Origin of the sequence: Calothrix sp. PCC 6303 (assembly GCF_000317435.1) — a bacterium.
Lineage (GTDB): Bacteria > Cyanobacteriota > Cyanobacteriia > Cyanobacteriales > Nostocaceae > PCC-6303.
This window is the reverse complement of sequence record NC_019751.1, coordinates 1,001,786-1,026,952: the sequence shown is the minus strand read 5'-3', so window position 1 is coordinate 1,026,952 and position 25,167 is coordinate 1,001,786. Positions and strand designations below refer to the sequence as shown.

General features: G+C 39.7%; 16 protein-coding genes and 2 pseudogenes. 11 read left to right on the top strand and 7 right to left on the bottom strand.

Features of this window, described 5'->3' with window-relative positions:
* Positions 1 to 23 precede the first annotated feature (23 nt).
* The 7 genes from CAL6303_RS04230 to CAL6303_RS04200 all read left to right on the top strand — a co-directional run bounded on the left by CAL6303_RS04230 (position 24) and on the right by CAL6303_RS04200 (position 12,565).
* Complete coding sequence (locus CAL6303_RS04230; protein WP_015196593.1) at positions 24 to 1,364, top strand: IS4 family transposase; 1,341 nt, start codon at positions 24 to 26, stop codon at positions 1,362 to 1,364.
* A 49-nt stretch (positions 1,365 to 1,413) separates the two neighbouring features.
* Positions 1,414 to 3,165, top strand: a complete 1,752-nt coding sequence (locus CAL6303_RS04225; RefSeq protein WP_015196592.1) for an ABC transporter ATP-binding protein — start codon at positions 1,414 to 1,416, stop codon at positions 3,163 to 3,165.
* Between the two features lie 266 nt (positions 3,166 to 3,431).
* Entirely contained in the window at positions 3,432 to 5,939 is a 2,508-nt protein-coding gene (gene recG / locus CAL6303_RS04220; RefSeq protein WP_015196591.1) for an ATP-dependent DNA helicase RecG, read from the top strand.
* Positions 5,936 to 6,886 (top strand): DUF4351 domain-containing protein, encoded by a 951-nt coding sequence (locus CAL6303_RS04215; RefSeq protein WP_015196590.1) that lies wholly within the window; start codon positions 5,936 to 5,938, stop codon positions 6,884 to 6,886. The genes recG and CAL6303_RS04215 overlap by 4 nt, the downstream gene beginning before the upstream one ends.
* A gap of 160 nt (positions 6,887 to 7,046) precedes the next feature.
* The gene (locus CAL6303_RS04210) at positions 7,047 to 7,493 is read left to right on the top strand and encodes a hypothetical protein (protein ID WP_015196589.1); all 447 of its coding nucleotides are present in this window, start codon (positions 7,047 to 7,049) and stop codon (positions 7,491 to 7,493) included.
* Entirely contained in the window at positions 7,490 to 10,273 is a 2,784-nt protein-coding gene (locus CAL6303_RS04205) for a ParA family protein (protein ID WP_015196588.1), read from the top strand. The genes CAL6303_RS04210 and CAL6303_RS04205 overlap by 4 nt, the downstream gene beginning before the upstream one ends.
* A gap of 165 nt (positions 10,274 to 10,438) precedes the next feature.
* The gene (locus tag CAL6303_RS04200) at positions 10,439 to 12,565 is read left to right on the top strand and encodes a hydantoinase/oxoprolinase family protein (RefSeq protein WP_015196587.1); all 2,127 of its coding nucleotides are present in this window, start codon (positions 10,439 to 10,441) and stop codon (positions 12,563 to 12,565) included.
* 22 nt (positions 12,566 to 12,587) lie between these two features.
* Here the strand turns inward: CAL6303_RS04200 and CAL6303_RS31010 are convergent.
* Both CAL6303_RS31010 and CAL6303_RS04195 read right to left on the bottom strand, forming a co-directional pair.
* A pseudogene (locus CAL6303_RS31010) lies at positions 12,588 to 12,797 on the bottom strand (SAM-dependent methyltransferase); the annotation flags it as partial.
* Positions 12,791 to 13,072 (bottom strand): annotated as a pseudogene (locus CAL6303_RS04195) (restriction endonuclease); the annotation flags it as partial. The pseudogenes CAL6303_RS31010 and CAL6303_RS04195, both read right to left, overlap by 7 nt.
* Before the next feature lie 128 nt (positions 13,073 to 13,200).
* Here CAL6303_RS04195 and CAL6303_RS04190 point away from each other — a divergent pair.
* The gene (locus tag CAL6303_RS04190; protein WP_015196586.1) at positions 13,201 to 14,769 is read left to right on the top strand and encodes a hydantoinase B/oxoprolinase family protein; all 1,569 of its coding nucleotides are present in this window, start codon (positions 13,201 to 13,203) and stop codon (positions 14,767 to 14,769) included.
* A 285-nt stretch (positions 14,770 to 15,054) separates the two neighbouring features.
* Here the strand turns inward: CAL6303_RS04190 and CAL6303_RS04185 are convergent, their stop codons facing one another.
* Positions 15,055 to 16,056: a Gfo/Idh/MocA family protein gene (locus CAL6303_RS04185; RefSeq protein ID WP_015196585.1), complete on the bottom strand. Its 1,002-nt coding sequence runs from the start codon at positions 16,054 to 16,056 to the stop codon at positions 15,055 to 15,057.
* 445 nt (positions 16,057 to 16,501) lie between these two features.
* Here CAL6303_RS04185 and CAL6303_RS04180 point away from each other — a divergent pair, with 445 nt between their 5' ends.
* Both CAL6303_RS04180 and recA read left to right on the top strand, forming a co-directional pair.
* On the top strand, positions 16,502 to 16,801 hold the full coding sequence (locus CAL6303_RS04180; RefSeq protein WP_015196584.1) for a ferredoxin: 300 nt from the start codon (positions 16,502 to 16,504) through the stop codon (positions 16,799 to 16,801).
* Positions 16,802 to 17,329: 528 nt separating this feature from the next.
* The gene (recA, locus tag CAL6303_RS04175; protein WP_015196583.1) at positions 17,330 to 18,412 is read left to right on the top strand and encodes a recombinase RecA; all 1,083 of its coding nucleotides are present in this window, start codon (positions 17,330 to 17,332) and stop codon (positions 18,410 to 18,412) included.
* Between the two features lie 91 nt (positions 18,413 to 18,503).
* On the opposite strand, the gene CAL6303_RS04170 is transcribed toward recA, so the two are convergent.
* Both CAL6303_RS04170 and CAL6303_RS04165 read right to left on the bottom strand, forming a co-directional pair.
* Positions 18,504 to 19,226 carry an FHA domain-containing protein gene (locus CAL6303_RS04170; RefSeq protein WP_015196582.1) on the bottom strand — a complete coding sequence of 241 codons (723 nt, stop codon included), beginning with the start codon at positions 19,224 to 19,226 and terminating at the stop codon, positions 18,504 to 18,506.
* An 871-nt stretch (positions 19,227 to 20,097) separates the two neighbouring features.
* Positions 20,098 to 21,705, bottom strand: coding sequence for a serine/threonine-protein kinase (locus CAL6303_RS04165; RefSeq protein ID WP_015196581.1), 1,608 nt, complete (start codon positions 21,703 to 21,705; stop codon positions 20,098 to 20,100).
* 368 nt (positions 21,706 to 22,073) lie between these two features.
* Here CAL6303_RS04165 and CAL6303_RS04160 point away from each other — a divergent pair, with 368 nt between their 5' ends.
* Positions 22,074 to 22,265, top strand: a complete 192-nt coding sequence (locus tag CAL6303_RS04160) for a hypothetical protein (RefSeq protein WP_015196580.1) — start codon at positions 22,074 to 22,076, stop codon at positions 22,263 to 22,265.
* A gap of 29 nt (positions 22,266 to 22,294) precedes the next feature.
* Here CAL6303_RS04160 and ctpC read toward each other — a convergent pair whose 3' ends face one another.
* Positions 22,295 to 23,584 carry a carboxyl-terminal processing protease CtpC gene (gene ctpC / locus CAL6303_RS04155; protein WP_015196579.1) on the bottom strand — a complete coding sequence of 430 codons (1,290 nt, stop codon included), beginning with the start codon at positions 23,582 to 23,584 and terminating at the stop codon, positions 22,295 to 22,297.
* A gap of 150 nt (positions 23,585 to 23,734) precedes the next feature.
* The gene (ispG, locus tag CAL6303_RS04150) at positions 23,735 to 24,961 is read right to left on the bottom strand and encodes a (E)-4-hydroxy-3-methylbut-2-enyl-diphosphate synthase (protein WP_015196578.1); all 1,227 of its coding nucleotides are present in this window, start codon (positions 24,959 to 24,961) and stop codon (positions 23,735 to 23,737) included.
* Between the last annotated feature and the right edge of the window lie 206 nt (positions 24,962 to 25,167).

Genomic DNA, 25,167 nt, shown 5'->3' with positions numbered 1-25,167 from the left:
CTCAAAAACCACTATGTGCGCCCATGTTTGACATTTTATCATTGTTACAGTGCTTCCTGCCGCAGATAAATGCTACAACGATGAAGCAATTGAACCAAATAATCTTGGCAATGTTAGCGATGAGCGGGCGAGTCACTATGTTGGGAATTTCTCGTTGGACAGGTAGTGGTGGTAGTTATCGGACGATGTTGAGATTTTTTCATACGGTAATCCCTTGGGCGACATTGTTTTGGCTATTTTTCCGCAAGCATTTGTTCCGTGCGAATGAGGTGTATTTACTTGCAGGAGATGAAGTTGTAGTAAGTAAATCCGGGAAAAAAACTTATGGGTTGGATAGATTCTTTTCCAGCCTAGTAAGTAAGCCAATATCAGGGCTATCTTTCTTTACATTATCATTAGTAAGTGTTGAACAAAGGCACTCATTTCCAATTCAGGTAGAACAGGTGATAAAGAGCGATATAGAAAAAAGTAGCGTATCGTTAAGACCAGAAATAAAAGCCAAAGAAAAACATGGACGTGGACGACCAAAAGGGAGTAAAAATAAAAACAAGACCGAAGTAATTCTCACGTCTGAATTACTCAGAATTAAGAAGATGATTAATGAGCTAGTCAAGCTGGTAGCTAACTTTATTCCACTGACTTACTTAGTCTTAGATGGTCATTTTGGAAACAATAATGCTTTGCAGATGGCTCGACAGGTCAACTTACATATAATTTCCAAGTTACGCCACGATTCAGCATTATACATACCTTACCAAAATCCTGACCCTAATCATCGTTCACGCCGTAAATACGGAGATAAACTAGACTGGCGTAATATTTCTGATGAATATTTGCGTCAAAGTAGTATCGAAGAGGATATCCAAACCGATACTTACCAAGCTACTTTACTGCACAAAGAATTTGCCCAGTCACTGAATGTAGTTATTTTGGTGAAAACAAATCTGAAAACTAATGCTCGCAGTCACGTAATTCTGTTTTCTAGTGACCTAAAGTTGTCATCTGAGAAAATAATTGACTACTACAAACTACGCTTTCAGATCGAGTTTAACTTCCGTGATGCCAAGCAATTTTGGGGATTGGAAGACTTTATGAACATCGGTCAAACTGCGGTGACTAATGCTGCTAATCTAGCATTCTTTATGGTTAATTTATCTCATCATCTTCTCGCTGATTTCCGCATCCTGAATCCTGACTCCGGCATTATTGATCTTAAGGCTCATTATCGTGGCTTTCGATATGTCCATGAGATCTTAAAAATGCTTCCAGAAATCCCTGAGCCTATTTTATTAACCCGGATTTTTGCCAAGCTTACTTCTTTAGGGCGTATTCATCACGTTTCTACGGGCGTTGAATCCTCTTAATTTGGCAGAGGTATTGTTATAACATAAGCACATATGTTTAATTGCTGTAATGGTGCGATCAAGAAGACTTGCAAGACTGGGTGCTTATATACTTCCCCATTGGCGTGATGCAACCTGGGGTATAGTGACTCTATTTATTGTCAATGGGTTAGGTGTCTATATCCCACAGTTGGTTCGTGCTTGTGTGGATCAACTTTCCAAAGGGTTTAGTTTAAATCAGGTTTTTCAATATGTAGTGCCAATTTTTCTCCTGACATCAGCTATGTGGTTGATTCGGATGGCTTCACGGATTTGGCTATTTGGTGTGGGAAGACAGGTAGAATTTGACCTCAAGCAAAGGATTTTCGAGCACCTATTAACCCTAGAACCCTCCTATTTTGATAGTAATACCACAGGTGACTTAATTAGTCGAGCCACAAGCGATGTGGATAATATCCGCAGGTTGTTGGGTTTTGCGGTGTTGAGTTTGGCGAATACTGTTTTTGCCTATGCGTTGACTCTACCTTTCATGCTGAGTATTAATGTGGAGTTGACATTGACAGCAGTGGTAATATATCCATTCATGTTTTTGATTGTACATTTGTTTAGCGATCGCCTTCGCAATCAACAGGCTGCTGTACAAGAAAAAATCTCTGATGTGAGTGAATTAATCCAGGAAGATATCAGCGGTATTGCCTTGATTAAGATCTACGCCCAAGAGGAAAATGAAAGAAGAGCCTTTGCCCAGAAAAATCGCCAACTCCTGGGGGCAAACCTCACACTTGCAAAAACTCGAAATACCCTTTTCCCACTGATTGGTGGGCTTGCTAGCGTTAGCTCGTTGATTATTATTTGGCTAGGGACAGAAAGAATCGCAGCAGGTAGTTTGAGTGTTGGTGATTTTGTTGCCTTGTTAATCTATGTGGAAAGATTGGTTTTTCCAACTACGTTGTTGGGTTTTACAATTACAGCATATCAACGGGGTGAGGTGAGCATCGATCGAATTGATGCGATTTTTGCTGCGAAACCGAAAATTAAAACTGAATCTGAAGCAATTGATTTAGAAATGTCCCAAGTTAAGGGGGAATTAGCAGCCAAAAACCTCAGCTATACTTACCAAGGTGCCAAAAAAGCAGCTTTACAAGATTTGAACTTTACTATATCCCCAGGGGAAACCGTAGCAATTGTCGGAGCAATTGGTTCTGGAAAATCCACCTTAGCGAATGCATTACCCCGTTTATTGAATATTCAACCAGGACAATTATTTCTAGATGGGGTAGACATTACCCAGATAAAACTAGATGATTTGAGGAATGCGATCGCGTATGTACCCCAAGATAGTTTTCTCTTTAGTACCACCATCCAAAATAATATCCGCTACGGCGATCCTCTTGCTGAATACGAGCAAGTGGAGTCAGCCGCCAAAACTGCCCAAATTCACGCTGAAATCCAGAACTTTCCCCAAAAATATACAACCATAGTTGGAGAACGAGGTATAACTCTCTCAGGTGGACAAAGACAACGCACAGCTTTAGCAAGGGCGATGATTGTAGATGCATCGGTACTAATTTTAGATGATGCCCTCTCCAGCGTTGATAATCAAACTGCCACCGCAATTTTAAACAACCTCTCCGGTGGAGTTCACCGCAAAACAGTTGTTTTTATTACTCACCAACTTTCTGCCGCAGCTGCTGCCGACCGAATTTTTGTCATGGATCAAGGTAAAATTATCCAAATTGGTACACATATTGAACTTGTACAGCAACAAGGGTTATACAGAAGTTTGTGGAGTCAACACCAAGTCGAAGAATTATTGCACTAGTACATGAAGTAAGAAGTAAGAAGGTGTTACCCTGAGCTTGTCGAAGGGCAGGAGGCAGAAGGAATAAAGCAGATAAAATATGCTTTTCGCTTATTTTAAATGGTTTATTTACGCCATGCTGTACTAGGGAAATCAAATAAAAGTCAAAAGACTTGAGCCGCTATTCATCTATTACCAACGGTAGCTTTGTTTCAGCGGTTGTCTACCAGATAGATCTATTTTTCTCCTCCCCCGCTCCCCCACTCCCCCGCTCCCTTCTCGATTCCATGACTACCGAAAAACCAGATTGGTTGCGACTGCAAAAAGCCCTCACCATCGAAGCCGAAAAAGGATTTGGCGATTTGATGGGGAGACAATACCGTTTTAGCGAATTTCTGTGTTTGACATTCGGGAAGTTTTCACCAGAGATGCTGGTTCAACAGGATAATACCCCCACAGAACCCCACCGCGAACGCTGGCAAGAATTAGCTGCCAATTATGCTGATTATCCCAACCTCAACCTCGAACAACGTCAAAGCCTCATTGCCCAAACCCGTCGCTATATTTATCAACTTCAAAAAATCGAAGCAGGAGAACCCGAAGATAAACTAGAAGACAGCCCAAAAGTGTCCAAATCTCTGCTTAAAAATCCCAAAACCCCCATAGTCACAGAACTCAGCCGCAGACTTGCCCCAGAAATCGACCAAAAACTCAGCGAATTAGCGGAAATTGGACCTCGTAGAGCCGAAAAACTCGCCCGTCTAGGATTATGTACAGTTAGGGACTTACTTTTCTACTATCCCCGCGATCACATCGACTACGCACACCAAGTCAATATTAGCGAACTTAAAGCCGGGGAAAGTGTTACAATTATTGCCACCATCAAAAGCTGTAACTGCTTTACCAGTCCTAAAAACAAAAAACTTAGCATCTTTGAACTACAAGTAAGAGACAACAGTGGCAGAATCAAAATTAGCCGCTTCTATGCCGGAGCAAGGTATGCTAGTCGCGGCTGGCAAGAGGGAATGAAACGGCAATACGCACCAGGAACCATCATTGCCGCTTGCGGACTTGTGAAAGAAACCAAATACGGCAAAACCATCGACAATCCCGAAATGGAGGTTCTCGGACATCCCGGTGACACCATCGAATCCTTAACAATTGGACGAGTTGTCCCAATCTATGCCCTAACAGAAGGTGTCATTGCTAACATGATCAGGGAGGCAGTTATCGCTGCTATGCCCGCCACCATTCACCTCAAAGATCCCTTACCTAGCGGATTACGTCAAAAATATAACTTGATGGAACTGAAAGCAGCCATCAATAATATCCACTTTCCCCCCGAAAACGATTCCCTCAAAGCTGCCCGTCGTCGCCTCGTTTTCGATGAATTTTTCTATCTCCAACTAGGCTTACTCCAGCGCCAAAAACAAGCAAAACAAGTGCAAACCAGCGCCATCCTTGCCCCCACTGGTGAACTTTTGGACGAATTTTACAAAATTCTCCCATTTCAGCTTACAGGAGCGCAGGAACGGGTGCTAAATGACATTCTCACCGACCTGCAAAAACCCGCCCCCATGAATCGCCTCGTCCAGGGGGATGTGGGTTCCGGGAAAACAGTAGTAGCCATCATTGCAATCCTTGCAGCTATCCAATCAGGGTATCAAGCGGCACTCATGGCACCCACGGAAGTGTTAGCAGAACAGCATTATCGGAAGTTAGTTAGCTGGTTTAACCTGCTGCATCTCCCCGTAGAATTACTGACAGGCTCGACAAAAGTAGTAAAAAGGCGACAAATTCACTCTCAACTATCGACAGGAGAATTACCCTTACTAGTAGGAACCCATGCATTAATTCAAGATCCGGTAAAATTCAATCGTTTAGGCTTAGTTGTCATCGATGAACAACACCGTTTTGGTGTCGAACAGCGGGCAAAGTTACAGCAAAAAGGTGAACAGCCCCACGTATTAACAATGACAGCAACTCCTATCCCCCGCACCTTAGCCTTAACAATTCATGGGGATTTAGATGTTAGTCAAATCGACGAATTACCACCAGGAAGACAAGCAATCCAAACCACCGCACTTACGGCAAGTCAGCGCAGCGAAGCATACGATTTGATGCGTCGAGAAATTGTTCAGGGGAGACAAATTTATATAGTTTTGCCATTGGTGGAAGAATCAGAAAAACTCGATTTACGTTCAGCAGTAGAAGAACATCAAAAACTCCAAGAAAGCGTTTTTCCAGAGTTTCAAGTTGGGTTATTACATGGACGCATGAGTTCAGCGGAAAAAGAAGAAGCTATCAATAAATTCCGCAATAACGAAACCCAAGTCATTGTTTCCACCACCGTTATTGAAGTTGGGGTAGATGTACCCAATGCCTCAGTTATGTTAATCGAACATGCTGAAAGATTTGGATTATCGCAACTGCATCAATTACGAGGAAGAGTTGGACGTGGTGCGGCAAAATCCTACTGTTTATTAATGAGTAGTTCTAAAAGCCCAGATGCCCAACAGCGTTTAAAAGTATTAGAACAATCACAAGATGGCTTTTTTATCTCAGAAATGGACATGCGTTTTCGTGGTCCGGGTGAAGTATTAGGCACTAGACAATCAGGTGTTGCTGACTTTGCTTTAGCTAGTTTAGTAGAAGATGAAGAAATCTTAATTTTGGCACGACAAGCGGCAGAGAAAGTGATAGAAATTGACTTTAGTTTAGAACGCTGGTTTTTGATGAAAGCAGAATTAAAATATCGCTATGAACGGTTAATGGGAGGGGCTATACTAACATGATCGATCATGATAGATTGTTTAAAGAACTTTTATCGACATTTATTGTTGAATTTTTAGAGTTATTTTTCCCAAAAGTAGTAAGTTATTTAGAATCTGACACATTAGTATTTCTCGATAAAGAAGTTTTTACCGATGTTACAGCCGGAGAACAATACGAAGCTGATTTAATCGTCAAATGTCAATTTAGAGAACAGGAAACTTGTTTTCTGATTCATATCGAAAATCAGTCCTATGTCCAAGCCGATTTTGGGCAAAGAATGTTTCGTTATTTCTCCAGACTATATGAGAAATTTGGCATTCCTGTATATCCAATCGTTGTGTTTTCCCACGACACACCACGCACCCAACAACCCAATATTTTTGAAATAGTATTTCCCGATAAAGTAGTCCTCAACTTCAACTACGAAGTCATCCAATTAAATCGTCTAAATTGGCGTGACTTTCTCCAACAAGAAAATCCCGTTGCTAGTGCGTTAATGGCTAAAATGAGGATAGCACCTGAAGAACGTCCTCGCGTCAAGTCAGAATGTCTACGTCTTTTAGCGACATTGCGTCTAAATCCAGCCAAGATAAAAATGATTTCGGGATTCGTGGATACTTACCTAAAATTGAATGCTGTAGAAGAAGATATTTTCAAGGCTGAAATTGCTAAATTTGAACCAGTAAAGCAAGAGGAAGTTATGGAAATTGTGACAAGTTGGATGCAAGAAGGGATAGAAGTAGGAAAACTAGCTGGGAAATTAGAAGGGAAATTAGAAGGGAAATTAGAAGGTGAATTTGTCATAATTGCCCGCCAGCTTAACCGGAGGATTGGTTTGGTGACACCTGAATTAGAAGCAAGACTTAAACAATTATCAACTACGCAGTTAGAAGATTTGGCAGAGGCACTATTTGATTTTTCGAGTATGGATGATTTATCAGCTTGGTTGAATGGACAGCAGATGTGAGATGAATAAATGTGATGTTACAGACAACCACGTCTACACATTTGAGCAAAAACCTTCAATCTTCATCGATATTCAGTTTGAAACTTGTCAATCGGGTATTGCTATTTTGCCATAAAGTATATGTATATACTCTTACTTCTGGGAGTTTTTAAATTCCTTCATGACGATTCCTTTTACAGATAGAGAAATAGAGAAAGCTTGGCGAGAGAATAAATCTGTCTACATTACTTCTGCTAAAGAACAGAGGAAAAACTCTCATCGATTACTGTTATTTTACGCGGTTGAATGCGGTCTGAAAGCAATATTAATGAGACGAGAAGGGAAAAAACGTACTGATTTATGTACAAACATCTACGAGTTTCAACATGATATTAATAAACTTCTTGATTACTTGCGTGTTGGAGGAAATGTCAGATTACCATCACAACTAAGTATGGAAAAACTCAGAAGTAATAATGGTTATGATGAAAGAAAATTTTCGGCTGGTGAATTGAATCAGATGTGGCGTTACGGTGGTTGCTGTTCTACGGGAGCAACAGACGAGGAACTTGAAAAAAAACTGCTAGAGATTGTTGCATGGATTGATGGGGAACTAAAACGACCATGAGTAAAAAAACATTTTCAAAACTATTCACATGGCTTGATATTCGGCGAGTTGTTAGCCGCCATACTAATTATGGCAGTAAGCTTCCGGATGGGGTAGTAAGGATTCGCTGTTTCTCTGATGCTTTAGAAATAGGACTGAATTATGAAAAGAAAAGTCTAGAAAATGCTAAAACCTCTTTACAAGAATGGTTTGGAGATTGGTATCAAGAAGAGCAATCATTAATTCAGCTTGACCTTGGTGATGCTACTTTGCCAGTAGAGTTTATTCCAGGGGAAGAGAATGATATTACTGATGTCTCTGTGCGTCCATTTTGGGAAGAAATTGCTTATATTGATGGCGATTCAGAAACAGAAGATATATCAACAACACTGATTAAACTTCCAAAACCATATAATGACAAACCAAATTTAATTGCATTTTATTCCTTCAAGGGTGGTGTAGGAAGAACATTAAATTTAGCGGCTCATTTATTCGCATTGTTAGATCGAGCTAAAGAGTTAGATAAGTCTATTAGTGTATTAGTAATTGATGCAGATTTAGAAGCTCCCGGCTTGACATACTGGAACCGTTCAGAAAAACAGCAACCCACAGTTTCCTTTATTGATTTCCTGGAATCTTACCACTATTCTCCAATTGATATTGAGCAAACACTTTCAATATTTGCTAAAGAAGTCAAAAAATCTCCGAAACAAGAAGGTAAATCAATTATATATTTTTTACCTGCCTGCCTTAATGATAATGAACTGCTAGATACACCAATTCTTCCAGAACAGTTAGTTTCAAGTCCTGATGGAACATGGGAATGTGGTAATGCAATTCATCGATTAGGTAAAGCGATTGGGGTTGACTATGTATTTATTGATTTGAGAGCAGGTTTAAGCGAGATATCTAGTCCGATAATTTTTGATCCAAGATTTCAGCGATTTTTAGTGACAACAATTACGGAACAGTCGGTCACTGGAACAAGTCTGGTTTTAAAACAAATTGGTCAAGTTGCACCATCAAAAGCAAGCATTGATGATGCACAATATTACGACCCATCTTTAATTATTAGTATGTTAACGCCAGAACTAAAATCATTGCCAGCTTTTGAAGATGCATCAGTGAGATTTCAGTCTGCTTATGTGCAACCAGAAGAAGATAATATATACTCTACAAGACTCGATACTCAAAATACTTACTTTGCTCAAGAATTACTTTATATTAATAATTGGGATGAGGCACGTTCTAAATTAAATCCAACTTCAGTGATGGAAATTGCCAGAAGTTGGGTACAAAATCAGTTTGGTGTAACGATAAATCAAGATGTGAAGTCAGAACCTAAAGAAGCGCAAGATAAGTTAATAGCAGTTCGTAGGCTTAGAGATGTTTGCGAACGCTATATATATGCCGAAGAAGGTCAAGGAGAAGATTTATTAGTAACAGAGCCTTTAAAAAACTTGGCAACTAAATTTAGAGATGAGTTACCTCGTGTAGTATCAATAGGAGCTAAAGGAGCAGGTAAAACATTTAATTATATCCAGCTGTCACGCTTCAAATATTGGGAAAGATTTTTAAATCGTATTGATAAGACTGAAACAATATCAAATGATAATATTTACATATTTCCTCTTTTGCAATCAGGTAAACTTGGCGATAATGCTAGGCATATTATCAACGAAGCGAGAAGCGAGGTAAGAGAATCCGTTGCAAATAGTCAGCAGGAATTTTTACACTCAGAGTCTGTCGATAGAATAAAAAGAGCGCTGACAGATAAAAATTGGGACGAGCCTCAATGGACAGAATTTTGGATTACTGAAATTGCTAGAGCTATAGGCATTAGTTCTGAAGATAGCCAGATTAATAGTCTTAGTCTGATTAACCGCGATTTAAAAAATAAAGGACTGCGTATTGTTATTTTATTTGATGGTCTAGAAGATATTTTCCCAAATATTGCTTTCGAGCCAAAAGAAAAAACTGCTTTAAAAGCTTTGATTGAAGATTTGCCAAATAAATTATCAGAAATTAGGCAGTCTTATCTGGGAATAATTATTTTTCTACGTCGTGATTTTCTACGTTACACTATTAGCCAAAATTTACAACAATTTGAAAATCTTTATCGTTCTTATGATTTATCTTGGAATCAAAACTCATTTTTAAGATTAGTTTTTTGGATATGTAGTGAGTCTGAAGTTATAGGGGCAGAAAAATCAATTATTTATAACTTAACGAAAGAAGAATTAAGCGATAGATTAGAAAAACTATGGGGTAAAAGGTTAGGTTCAGATAATGCTAAAGAAGCTTATACAGCTTCTTGGGTGTTTGCTGCTTTAACAGATTTCAATGGTAGACTTCAAGCAAGAGATATTATTCGTTTTCTACATCATGCAGCAGATATAACTGTACATAGATTAAAAGAGGTACAGTCGGAAAAGTGGTTTAGCAGCCGACTTTTACCCCCAGAAGCGATTCGTCGCGCACTTAAGCCATGTAGTGAAAAGAAGGTTGAAGAAGCAAAAGAGGAATATCCAGCTTTCAAAACGTGGGTTGATGATACTTTACCTCAATATACATATGATAACCGGAAAATTCCTTTTGGCGTGCAACAGTTTAAGATGGAACCGAAAACGGTACAAATGCTAGAAGAAATGGGTGTAATTTATGAAGATAAAGAGAAAGATAATGAAGCAAGATTTTATATGCCAGAAATTTTCCGTGAAGGATTAGGATTTTCCGGTAAAGGTGCTCGACCTCGGATATTAGTGTTGAAACGTAAGGTTTTAGGAAAAGGTATTTTGTAAATCTGTTATTTAGCTTGGGTTGCCTCTCGCAGTAGCCGATCTACAATAGTACAAATACTTGTTTTCTGTAAACTATTGATATTCTATCAAAACTAATGTAGTTAGGCTAAATTCGAGGTATTTTTAGGAAAAATTGGATAAATTCTGTAGACAAATAACAGAAATATGCTAAAAGTTTTTGCTGACCGTGGTGGTACATTTACAGATGTTGTGGCAGTTACTAATAATCAGGAAATAATTGACAGATTAGCAACATATCCACAACGTTTTTTAATTGTTCCTCTACCAAATAAAGAATGGATAATAGTTCATAAGTTACTTTCTGAAAATCCTGAACAATATCCAGATGCAGCTATTCAAGGAATTCGAGATATATTAGGGATTCCCAAAAATCAACCTATTCCCACAGAAGAAATAGAAGTGGTAAAAATGGGGACAACTGTGGCAACAAATGCACTGTTGGAGAGGAAGGGAGACAGGGTTGCATTATTGATTACCCAAGGGTTTAAAGATGCGTTGCGAATTGGTTATCAAAATCGTCCCGATATTTTTGCCCGTCACATTATTTTGCCAACTATGTTGTATGAGCAAGTAATTGAGGTGGAGGAACGGTATGATGCTCATGGACAAGAACTTATCCCGGTAAATATCCAACAAGTTCGACAGGATTTAGCAGCAGCTTATGACCAAGGAATCCTTAGCTGTGCCATAGTATTTATGCATAGCGATCGCTATCACGCTCACGAGCAACAAGTAGCGTTACTTGCTCAAGAAATTGGATTTACTCAAATATCTGTATCTCACCAAGTTAGTCCCTTAATGAAGTTGGTGAGTCGAGGGGATACAACTGTTGTGGATGCTTACCTAACTCCGATTCTGCGTCGTTATGTGAATCAAGTTAGTGGTCAGCTACCTGGAGTCAGATTGATGTTTATGAAGTCTGATGGGGGTTTAGTTGCAGCAGCCAAATTTCAAGGCAAAGACAGCATTTTGAGTGGTCCTGCGGGGGGAATCGTGGGGGCTGTTCAAAGCTGTAAAAGGGGCGGTTTTGAGTCGATTATCACCTTTGACATGGGGGGAACAAGTACAGATGTTGCCCATTTTCACGGGGAATATGAACGTCAATTAGATTCTGAGATCGCTGGTATTAGGATGCGAGTTCCAGTTTTAGCAATCAATACCATTGCTGCTGGTGGTGGTTCCATTTTAGCCTTTGATGGTTCCAGTTACCGCGTGGGACCCGAATCTGCGGGTTCAAATCCGGGTCCTGCTTGTTACCGACGTGGGGGAAAATTGACGGTAACGGATGCAAATGTGTTGTTGGGGAAAATTCATCCCCAGTATTTCCCTGCTGTGTTTGGGATGGATGGGAATTTACCTTTGGATCGAGAAATTGTAGTTGACAAATTTGCCGAATTAGCAGTTAACACAGGAAATCATCATACACCAGAACAAGCGGCTTCTGGCTTTATAGCGATCGCTGTCGAGAATATGGCTAATGCTATCAAGAAAATTAGCCTGCAACGTGGTTATGATGTCACCGAATATGTGCTTTGTTGTTTTGGTGGTGCAGGTGGGCAAGTTGCTTGTTTGCTTGCGGATAATTTGGGGATGAAGCGGATATTTTTACATCCCTATGCGGGGGTACTTTCAGCTTATGGGATGGGATTAGCGGATGTGAGAACTATTCGGGAAGCAGGGGTGGAGGAGGTTTTAAGTCAGGGGTTGGTGTCACGGTTGCAGGTGTTGATGCAGGGTTTGGAGGAGGAAGAGGGAAAAGAGTTTAAAACGCAGAAAAACACAGAGGGAAGCGCAGAGGTACGCGGAGGTTTGATTGGAGAAAATACACTGGAGGTGATGAGGAAGGTGAGTTTGAAGTATGCGGGAACTAATTCTGTTTTGGGTGTTGATTTTGATTTAAATTGGCAGCAGATGCGAGATAAGTTTGAGGTTGAGCATAAGTTACGTTATGGTTTTATTCAGTTAGAAAAGGCTGTAATTGTAGAGTCTATTTCGGTAGAGTTAATTCAGAAAATGGATACCCCTGAAGAACCTTTTGTTTGTCGGAGTCGTTCTTTGCTGGAATTACCTAAACCTGTAGAAATTGTCAGGATGTTTACTGCGGATAAATGGCATGATACCCCGGTTTATCAACGAGAAGATTTACAACCGGGAGATAGAATTCAAGGAACTGCAATTATTGTGGAAAAAATTAGCACAATTGTAGTTGAACCGAACTGGGAAGCAAGGTTAACAGAACTCAATCATCTAGTTTTGCAGCGTCAAAATTAATGAATTGATTAGATTCTGCTTTTTAGGAGTTTATAGCTACTAATAGCGATGACAAGTCTAAGCTATTCAAAATACTAGCTTTAATTGGACGTTTTTCATCCCAAAAAATCAAAGATGAATAAAAATTTATTGCTGATAAGCTGGTTAAAAGTGTAAATGTTTTTTGAGTAATTTGCTCATCTTCAAAACTGAGGAAATAAACTGTATCGTCAAAAACTGTAACCTGATCATTTGTCGTGCAGATTTAAAGGGACATGATGATTGAGGTTGTCTAACACCGGTTACTTTTACATCAACAAGCAAATCTGGAAAGTCAATTCCACTTGCTGAATTACCTTTGATAAACTCATATTTACCCTGGAGATAAAGTCTAAATTTTTGTTCTAAATATGTTCCAATGGCTTTACCGTCTGTGACACCGTAGAGGATAGGTTCGAGATGCTGAGATTCTGCTGCCGAAAATATTGCTGCTTCATAGCATAGGATATCCACCGTTAAAATTGGCATCGAGTATATCTGAAAGTATTTGAAAGCTGTGTTAAGTATCATATCGTATTTTTACAACACAGAAATGATGTTAGCTGATGCTACTTCTCTAGCTAGACTAAAACTTACTTAATTCATAGGAATCAAAAATGTCTACAATACCTAAACCTGATCCTGTTCGTTTAGAAATATTCAAAAATCTTTATCAATTTATTGCTGAACAAATGGGGATTGTTCTGCAAAATACAGCGACATCTGTAAATATCAAAGAACGTCTTGATTTCTCCTGCGCTATTTTTGATAAAGCTGGATTATTAGTGGCAAATGCTCCCCACATTCCTGTACATTTAGGCTCGATGAGTGAGAGTGTTCGCAGTTTGATTTGTGATAAAGGTAGTACGATTAAACCGGGAAATGTGTACTTATCTAATAATCCTTACAATGGGGGGACTCATCTTCCTGATGTCACAGCAATTACTCCTGTTTTTGACTTGGAGGAAAAACAAGTTATTTTCTATGTTGCTTCTCGCGGACATCAAGCTGATATTGGCGGAATTACTCCCGGTTCTATGCCTCCCCATAGTACAACAATTGTAGAAGAGGGAATTATGTTTGATAATTTTCTCTTGGTTGCAGGGGGAAACTTCTTAGAAACCTCTGTGCGATCGCATTTAGTAACCCACCCTTACCCAGCAAGGAATCCTGATCAAAACATCGCTGATTTCAAAGCTCAAATCGCCGCGAATAATAGGGGGGTGCAGGAACTTTTAAAAATGGTGGATAAATACGGGATTGAAACTGTTCAAGCTTACATGAAGTTTGTTCAGGATAATGCTGAGGAAGCAGTCAGACGGGCAATTGACGTTTTAAAGGATAGTGAGTTCATTTATGAAATGGATGGGGGAGCTAGAATTAAAGTTAAAGTCACAATTAACCAAGAAAATAGCAGTGCAATAATTGATTTTACTGGCACATCTACACAACTAAATAGTAACTTTAATGCTCCTAAAGCTGTAACCCAAGCAGCAGTCTTATATGTTTTCCGTACTTTAGTTGATGATAATATTCCTTTGAATGCGGGTTGTTTAAATCCTTTGGAAATTATTATCCCGGTGGGTTGCATGTTAAACCCAATTTATCCTGCTGCGGTTGTTGCGGGAAATGTGGAAACTTCCCAAACCATTGTAGATGCTTTGTATGGTGCTTTGGGTATTATGGCTGCTTCCCAAGGAACAATGAACAATTTTACTTTTGGGAACGAAAAATATCAATATTATGAAACTATTTGCGGTGGTTCTGGTGCAGGAATTGATTTTGATGGTACCGATGGGGTTCATTCCCACATGACAAATTCCCGTTTGACTGACCCGGAGGTGTTGGAAACTCGGTATCCTGTGATGGTGGAGAGTTTTAGTTTGCGTCCTGAAAGTGGGGGTAAAGGCAAACATCAAGGTGGAAATGGAATTATTCGTCGCATCAAGTTTTTAGAACCAATGACAGCAAATATTCTTTCGGGACATCGTTTAGTTCCTCCCTTTGGTTTAAATGGGGGAGAAAGGGGACTTGTGGGAAGTAATTGGGTGCAACGTCAAGATGGAAGTCGGGAAAATTTGGGGAGTACAGCAACAACTCAGATGCAACCTGGGGATATTTTTGTAATTGAAACTCCTGGGGGTGGAGGTTTTGGGAATGAAGAAAATAGTAGTTTAATACGTTAATTGAATACAGCGATCGCATAATCGAAAAAACCCACTGATTCTGAAGTGAGGTTTTTACTGGGTGAGTGATGGAAAACTTATAAACACGGCAAACTAGCGTATCACCGACAATTTAGGTGTCAAACACTGAATCATCGATAGATCCGCACACTGAATGATAAATTGATTAGACTCTAGTACCTCAAGGCAGTAGTGAGTAGGCAGTAGGCAGTGGGGGAAAGCCCTTTATTACTGTGCCTTTCATGGTCAAATAATGGTCTAGTTATTTACGCCATGCTGTACTAGTTAATTATCAACAACAACAGTTAACCCTGTCTCTGCCGAACGTTTAGCCGCTTGAGCAACTTTCAATGTGTATAAACTTTTTTCCGGTGTAGTGTACAAAGCTTCACCAGAGAATAAATGCTCCACAACCATGTCCGTATCCTTTGCGAATACACCCCGACGAGGAGCTATGTTAATAGGTATATTTTCACCCGTGCGAATCAAAATTCCTGTATCTCCATCAAATATCAACCCACCCCTTTCACCGTGAATTTCAAATCTGCGTTCATCTTTCCAAACTGTTTCCCCCTTAGCATACATAACTTGTCCTAATAATCCATCTTCAAAGGATAATTGAGCAACACAAAAACAGCTTTGGTAATAATCATCCTCGGTTTGCCAAAATCGGTTGTGACAGTTAACTGTAAAAACTTCACCAAACAAGTCTATGAGACGATGTAACCTAGATAAGGCACCAACCAATGGAAAACCGAATAACTCATGGTTATAAGTCCATTTACGTGGTGCTGGATGCTTAGGACTGATAGTATTGTAACGAGCATAAAATACTTGCCCGATTTCAGGTAAATTCTGTTTGAGAGCTTGATGAACTCCCCCGATAATTTCTATGTGTTCAACATGGAGTAATAGTTTTTTGGCTTTCGCTAAAGCAATTAATGCTTCCGCTTGTTCAAAATCTAGCGATAAAGGATATTCAACAATTACATGCTTACCATTTTCTAATGCAGCTTCGACGATTTCACCATGCAAGCTATTGATATTACATACCACCACAAGATCAATATCATCACGCTGCACTAATACTTGCCAAGTTGATACCGCTTCTGCTTCGTATTCTTGTGCAAAAGTTGCGGCTGTATCTGGGTGATGACCTGCGATTGCCACCAAGTGCGATCGCTTGTTGTGCAAAAATGACTCAGATCTGATTTTTGCCGCATACCCAGTTCCCACCAAACCAACTCGCACTCTTCCCGTTTGCAAAAACGCTGAGGAATTGTACATTGTCTATACACCAGTGTAATTTATGATTTTTTTTGGGCAATAAAGTCAGAGTAAACCACTTAAATTGACGGTCAACAGCCAACTCAACTTTAGATACCACTAAATACTATCTGCATACCAGACAATAATTATTGATAAAAATAAAAGTTTTTTCAGTATACATAAGTTTATCTAATTGTTTGCCTGAAAGGAGCCTAATCATATAATAAAAACTTATCTTGATTAGACAACTAAATTTCATTACTAATCGCGCTCGAATTCCGGTTACATAGTTTGCTTTTTCTCGTAGTATCAGAATTGAAGCAAATTTAAATCTACGGCTTACCTGAATCAGATTAGCCCTAAATTTTGCAGTCAGAGAGACTTCGCCATGCAACGACGAAGAAGCACCTCTGGCTTAGAGAGAGAAACCAATCTGCCGTCGAAAATAGAGAGGATTACACCAATGGCAACTTATAAAGTTACACTGATCCATGAAGCTGAAGGCTTAAACACCACAATCGATTGTGAAGAAGATACATACATTCTAGATGCTGCTGAGGAAGCAGGCATTGAACTACCTTATTCTTGCCGCGCTGGTGCTTGTTCCACCTGTGCTGGTAAAATTACTGCTGGTACAGTTGACCAATCTGACCAATCTTTCTTGGATGACGAGCAAATCGAGAATAACTATGTGTTAACTTGTGTAGCTTATCCAACTTCTGACTGTACAATTCAAACTCACAAAGAAGAAGAACTCTACTAAAAACTACTACCCTCAAGGTAGTGAGGTTAGCTAAGTAAACCAGTAAACCGAAGCAGCATATATCCGAGGACACAAATTCTCTATGCTGCTTTTTTGTTCATTCAGGTCAACAAGACTGTTTTGACAACGACGATGGTTAAACTCCCAAAGGGAATTCCAGAAAATCAAATATCCTGTGGTTTGGGCAGCGTTCGATGCTTCCTGAGCCTGTCGGAACGAAGTGTACCGGAGGTAAGGACTGAGCGCTCACGCCGAAGTCTTGCCCGAAAAGATTCGGATGCCTCTTCCACAATAGAAAATTGGATAATTATTTAATTGGAAGTCCCAAACGTGATTAATAAACCTCACATGTTTCCTCCAATTTCGTAAGAATTGCTCCTTACAAAGACTATTGCTGTACTATATTTTCATGATTTTTCTTCATAGCCTGACTTTTTCGTATTTTTAGACTAAGATAGTATATCTGTTCTATTTAGATCATTAAGCTAAGATTCCCAAGTAATAACTCATATATTTTTAGAGGCGAGAATGGCTGCGAATACTACCGATAACAATGCAGGTAAGCAAAAAGCTCTCACCATGGTACTCGGACAAATTGAGAAAACCTTTGGTAAGGGTACAATCATGCGTCTAGGTGATGCTACCCGGATGAAGGTGGAAACTGTCTCTACGGGAGCGCTAACTTTAGATTTAGCCTTGGGGGGTGGTTTACCAAAGGGTAGGGTAATTGAAATCTACGGACCAGAAAGTTCAGGGAAAACAACTGTAGCTTTACATGCAGTTGCCGAAATCCAAAAAACTGGCGGAATTGCCGCCTACATTGATGCAGAACATGCTCTAGATCCAACCTATGCCGGTGCATTAGGCGTTGATATTGCAAATTTATTAATTTCCCAACCTGATACTGGAGAATCTGCCCTAGAGATTGTAGATCAGCTAGTGCGCTCTGCTGCCGTTGATATTGTAGTTATTGATTCAGTCGCTGCACTGGTACCACGGGCAGAAATTGAAGGGGAAATGGGTGATACTCACGTCGGCTTACAGGCACGTTTGATGAGCCAAGCTCTACGTAAGATTACTGGCAATATTGGTAAATCTGGTTGCACCGTCATCTTTATTAACCAGTTGCGGATGAAAATCGGTGTCAGCTATGGAAACCCAGAAACCACTACTGGTGGTAATGCCTTAAAATACTACGCATCAGTCCGCTTGGATATTCGTCGAATTCAAACTTTGAAAAAAGGTACTGAAGAATTCGGCAACCGAGTTAAAGTCAAAGTTGCCAAAAATAAAGTTGCACCACCATTCAGAATCGCTGAATTTGATATTATTTTCGGGAAAGGGGTATCTACTATCGGCTGCTTGGTAGACTTGGCAGAAGAAACTGGGATCCTTACCCGTAAAGGTGCATGGTATAGCTACAAAGGCGATAATATTTCTCAAGGACGTGATAACGCCATCAAATATGTAGAAGAAAAACCCGAACTAGCAGAAGAAATCAAGAAGTTAGTTAAAGAAAAACTTGATATGGGTGCTGTAGTTTCAGCTAATTCTGTGGGTAAACCAGATCCAGAGGATGAAGAAGATGACGAAGAGTTAGAACAAGACTAGGGGTATGTCAATATAAAAATGACGGTTGTAGAGACGTAGCAGTGCTGCGTCTCTACCGCTGGATCTGTTGCAATGATTTTTGAAATCGGTATTATTTCCCCAGAAAGTAATCTAAAATCTCCGATTTGGGTTCAACATTGAGTAATTTTGAGATAGATGTGGCTGGTGATTCCTGGTTCATTACACCGATACTATGTAACATATCCAAGGTATCATCTGCTTGTTCGTCAAGAATTCTGGTTTTTGGAGATGAATAGTTGAAAGTTTTGACATCAGCATCTTGTTCGGAATTGGACTGGATCAGTAATTTAACTGAGATATCTGGTAAAAACTTAGTAGTTGTATTCAAAAAAAACGAAAAAGTTAGGGTTCCTAGACGAATGCGATCGCTTTCTTTAAGTTTAGTCGGCTGATAAACCCTTTCACCATTGATAAAAGAACCATTAGTGCTGTTTAAATCTACCAAATAAAAGCTTTGTTCATCCTCAGAAAATCTAATCATGGCATGATAACGTGACACATAAGGATTATCAATGTGAATTCCGTTGATGCGATCGCGTCCTAACGTCCAGATTTGTTGTGACTGTCTTAAGGTAATTGTTTGATCCTCCCATAGGTTTGTCACCAAGGAAATAGTGGAATCGTTGACGACACCCTCAATATAGAGATCGTTTCTAGTCCCAAATGACGGTTGACATGGGTTTTCTAATTGAAGGATTTCATCTAGAAGACTGCTGTGATGCTCATATATCTTAAGAAAACTTTGATATAGATACAGTTGTTGTTCTAGCTTTCTTTCTAAAAACTCGACCATAATTCGGTAAGCCTTGATTTAATAAAAAGTCTAGGTTTCTAACATCGGTCATAAATTTTCCCTTACTTACAATCCGATACACTAGCTTCGTGGCATCATAATTTAGCTATAACTGTTACTACCACCTCTATCAGAAGGGTTAGAATGCTATATTTTCCTTTTACTAAATAATTGATTAACTATATAAATCAGGTCTGATGTTTGAAAAAAGTTTAAGTTGTCTGAGTGAAGCAAGAATCCTCCTGCATTTATGCCGGGGAGTATCAAATCCTAAGGATTTTTGATCACTCATTTGTTGGAACGCTCTAGCCTGTAATTGTCATAAAACTTGGAATGGTGCGTTATTCTCCGCTTATGCAGGCTACTGTTGTACTTGATTCAACCCACATTGCTAAGTATGTTCTATAAACCAGTAGTTCTGTACACCATGCCAATTTGCTGTAGCTCATATACGAATGGCACTAAGTTAAGGCATAGCCTTTACCCTAACTAGCTCGCAACTTCCAGGCTAGGAAACGATGATTGGGGGATTTGCCGGGGGTGGGGTCTCTCAGAATACGTCCCCAAGCTGGAACCTACCAAGAAGGCTAGATAAGCCTAAAGTATTATCTTAGTGATATTCATCTCAGATACATTATTTAGTAATTAATTATTTTTTTGAGCAAACAAAATTTATATTTACATTTATACAAAATATCATCGTTTTTTTTAATTTAATATTTTATTTATTAGTCTTTCTTAATTTATTGAAATATTGATGGAAGTTAAATTTAATTTGGCATTAATAAATCTTTGTCATTAGTTAACAGGTTGCTATCGTCTACAAATAGAAGCTTCGGGCTGACTTTGAAATCAAGCCCAAAGCCTTCCACTATAACAAACCGCGTTTACCATTAGGTCGTACCGTCATCCAATTTGTTTTTGCTAATACCAGTTGTTCATCAGAAACTTTGGCACCAGTAAGATTAGCACCACACAGATTTGCTCCTCGTAAGTTAGCATGATTTAAATATGCATAACTTAGATCAGCACCACGTAAATCGGCACCTTCTAAGTCAGCATGACTCAAATAAGCCTTATTTAGATTTGCATCCTTGAGGTTAGCGCGGTTGAGACTGGCACGACCAAAATCACTGTTATATAGATTAGAACCCTGTAAATTAGCTCTTTCTAAAACTGAAGCATGGAAGTTTGCCTCTGATAAATCAATTCCTTGTAAATTTAGCAAAGCTAAATTGTAGGAGGCAAAATCACGTCTACCTTTGGTATAGGCAGATAATAAACCCTCAGTATTGAACTGACGAACACTTTGGGATTTAGAACCACTAGTCGCATTAGTGCTTTCTTGATTCCATGTGGCTAATTTAGATACGGTTGAGCGTTGATTACCACTAGCAGTGGCTTCAACTAATTTTGCTCTTCTAGCTCTAATTGCGGCTGCAACCTGGGCAACACCTCCACTGGAAAAGCCCACTGAAGCATGGTTATTGAGAATTCCTGAATCTTCAAAGCGCTTACCAGAACCTTTTTTTGTAACATCTACAGGACGAGATACCATACCTTTTTCCAAATCTTGGAGATATGGCTCCATTTCTAAAGCCTTGAGAACTTCGTCAGCCGATTGGAAGCGGCTACGTACAGAAACTTCTAACATTTTCCGAATTACACCACTTAAATGTGGACTGACTTGAACTAAGTGTTCCCACATCATCTCCCCAGTAGTGGGATTGTAATCCAAATCTTTTGGAGATTTAGCAGTTAGCAAATAAATACAAGTTACTCCCAGTGCGTAAATATCACTGGAATAAACTGGACGCATTGCCATTTGTTCGGGAGGGGCAAATCCTGGTGTACCTATGGCATAGGCTGTTAAAGCTGTTTGCCCAGATCGTAAAGCCAAAGTTTGGCTGACTTGGTTTTTTACAGCCCCGAAGTCAATCAAAACTAATCGACTATCTTGAGCGCGACGAATCAAATTTGCTGGTTTGATATCTCGATGAATTACCTTCTGACTGTGGATGTATTGTAGAAGGGGCAGAATGTCAGTTAAAAATTCCTTAACTGAAGTTTCACTGCATTGTCCTTTGGCTTTGACCTCCTGTTGTAAAGTTGCACCACTGATATACTCTTGAACAAGGTAAAATTGTTCACCGGATTCAAAATAATCCAGCAAACGGGGAACTTGGGGATGATTGCCAATTTTGCCAAGGGTGACAGCTTCACGCTCAAACAGTTCCCGCGCCATTTCTAAAACATGTGGTGCGGTTGCGGTTGGTCGTAGCTGTTTAATTACACAACTTGGTTGTCCTGGTAGTACTTCATCGCGGGCAATAAAGGTAGCCCCAAAGCCGCCTTGACCTAACGCTTTGAGCACCCGATAACGATCGCGCAGCAGTAGTGATGAACCACAAGCTTGACACTTATCGCTACAAGTTAGATTTTCTGGATTTGGACAATTGGGATTTAAGCAGTAGCTCATGTACTGTCAACTCGCTGCACAAAAAGGATGGAGAGCATTTTCTTTAATCTATTATTGACATTAAAATTGAGCTATCACCAGGTAATTTTCTCTAGTTATCTTTTGAAGAGTTGCTAAAGATCATGTCATGTTACTGAAAGTAATACCAAATGTGTAGATTTTTGATTTGTTAGCTCAAGAAAATTACTGATATTTATAACTACAAAGCATTATTTTTAGCTTAAATGTTGTGTTTGTAGCAGTATTAATACAGAGAAAACGCCACAGGGATGCCGCAATAAAAGTTATCAAATATTACCTTTGTATTATTGCCTTTGTATCAGCGATGTCAGAAAATTCATTATATCTCCAACTGCGCTGGAATAATTATGGTGGAATATCAACAGAAATGGTATATTTTCAAGCTATCCACACAAACATGTGAGATTATCCCCAGTAAGGAAATGACTGAGGAGCAGAATATGGAAATATCAGAAAGATGGGGTCCATATGATTCTAGGGAAGATGCGATCGCGCATCGCATCGGATTAATCCGTGCTGGGAAATGTCAACCTCAATAGTTGACTAATTAGTTGACTAATTTCCCACGCTACTTGTTTTGTGCCTGGGTGTTGCCTTGGGCAGCGATTTGGTTTTTCAAAGATTCCACAGCTTTAGCAAACTGCGGGTCTTGCATAGTTCCAACCTTAACGCGATCGCGTAACCACAATTCGACCTCCTGCTTCTGAGTCAACTCCAACTTAATATCAGGATCAATCCCATGTTTGTGAATATCACGACCACTAGGTGTAAAGTATTTAGCAATTGTCACTGCCAAGCCTGAACCATCATCCAAAGGACGCACCGATTGGACTAAACCTTTCCCAAAGGTTTGCGAACCCACTAAAATACCCCGCTTATTATCTTGGATTGCCCCAGAGAAAATTTCGCTGGCACTAGCTGAACCCTTATTTACCAAAATAGTTAAGGGTTTCTTTGTCAAAGCCCTACCATTAGCAATTTCTCGTTCTTGTTCACCTTGACGATCTTTAGTGGAAACAATTGTCCCCTTATCCAGCCACATCCGCGAAATTTCGACACTTGCAAATAATAAGCCCCCAGGATTTCCACGTAAATCTACAACGTAGCCTACAATTTGTTTTTTCTCTAAATCGTTAATGGCATCCCGCATTTCCTTTGCAGCATTGGCGCTAAATTGGTTGAGACGAATGTACCCTACATTCCCAATGGGGGTTTTTTGTTGCGAAAACTTGACTGGATGAATTTCGATTTTCGCCCTAGCAATACTAAATTCCTTTCTCTGTTTACCCCGTAAAATAGTTAAATTTACTTTGGTTCCAGCTTCACCGCGAATCAAAGATACAGCTTGGTTTGTGTCCATCCCCTCGGTGTTTTTGCCATTGATCTTAATAATCATATCCTTAGCTAAAACACCCGCTTTAAATGCTGGTGTATCCTCAATTGGGGAAATTACAGTCAGTCTTTTGGTTTTTTCATCCAAACCAATTTGAATCCCAATGCCTGTTAATTCTCCAGAAGTATCAACCTGCATATTTTTAAATTCACTGGGATCCATAAACCGAGTGAAGGGATCATTCAACATTTTCAGCATTTCTCGAATAGATTTATAAGCTTCTTGTTTGTTCTTATAAGATTTATTCAAATATTGCTTACGAACAGCCTGCCAATCAACTTGATTGAAAGTAGGATCCACATATTGACGCTGGATAATTTGCCAAACTTCGTCAACTAATTCTTTAGGACTTTCTTTAAATGGAAAGGCTTGCCCTTGGGAATGTATACCAAGACTGGTAAACGCGATTGTAGTCAACGTCACAGCCGTAGCACCCAAAACAAGTCCACTTCTTGTAATCACCATAATGACGCTGCAAAGGCTAGGGAATAAATTATAGTCAGTATGCTCAATCTAGCACAGGCTTATTCTGTACTGACTGAGCATATTGTTTTATTTCCAAAAAATTTTCTTGAATCCGGCGAAAAGAAATGTGATCAAGGTTCCTAAGTACGTTTACGGTTCCACCCAACGTCCATCAGCCTTAATCAAATTAATCAATTCTTCTACACCCATATTTTCTGGAACTTTTTTAATTTCATCTCGACCGCGATACAGTGAGATATAGCCGGGAGTTTTGCCAACGTAACCATAGTCAGCATCAGCCATTTCTCCAGGTCCGTTAACAATGCAACCCATAACAGCAATATCTAAGCCTGTTAAATGTTTCGTTGCTTCCCTGACTTTATGCAGTACCTCCTCCAAGTTAAATAGAGTTCGTCCGCAAGAAGGACAGGCGACATACTCCACCATTGTCTTCCTTAATCCTAAAGCCTGCAAGATACTGTAACAAACAGGAATCTCTTTTTCTGGGGCTTCAGTTAAAGATACGCGAATGGTATCGCCAATTCCATCGGTAAGTAGGGTGGCAATTCCAGCGGTTGATTTAATTCTGCCATATTCGCCATCACCTGCTTCCGTCACACCTAAATGCAGCGGATAATCCATCCCTAACTCATCCATCCGCCTCACCATTAAGCGGTAAGCAGCCACCATTACTGGTACCCGTGAGGCTTTCATGGAGATGACAATATTATGAAAATCCAAAGATTCACAAATTTTAATAAATTCTATTGCTGATTCCACCATCCCTTCCGGAGTATCACCGTAGGTAAAGAGCATTCTTTCAGCCAAAGAACCATGATTAACACCGATTCGCATGGATTTTCCTTGATCACGCAAGGATACCACCAACGGCTCTAGGGTTTCACGGATTTTTTCGCCAATTTCGGCAAATTCGGCAGGGGTATATTCAGTTCTGGTTGTACTTGGTTTTTCAAACACATACAAACCGGGATTAATCCGTACTTTCTCAATATGTTTGGCGACTTCTAAGGCAATTTTCATCCCATTGTGATGAACGTCAGCAACAATTGGCACATCTTTGTAAGTTTGTTTTAACTTTTGCTTAATTTCCGCCAACGCTTTAGCATGAGCCATGCTGGGAACGGTGACGCGGACAATTTCGCAGCCAATTTCGTGTAGACGACGAATTGCCGCCACTGAACCCTCAATGTCGAGGGTATCCTCATTAATCATCGACTGCACCACCACAGGGTAGCCACCGCCAATTGTGATATCACCCACTTTTACTGGGCGAGTTTTGCGGCGCTTGATGGCAGTATCAAAGGTCGGTTGATTGGTTGTAATATCTTGATTTGTAGGGGTAGACAGGGTTTGCATAACCTAGTAGGTAATATTTTGTAGCGAAAGCATCAAATTTTAAAACGCTCTGTTTTTCAGATTGCCACAGTTAGAGTAACTTTGGGTGACAGAACTGCACAAAATAGAACAATAACCATAGTAATTAGAGATTTTCTGAATTCGAGCGATTTATTATTTGTGGGGATGATGCCATTTAAATACAAATTATTGAAAATTGCTAGTAC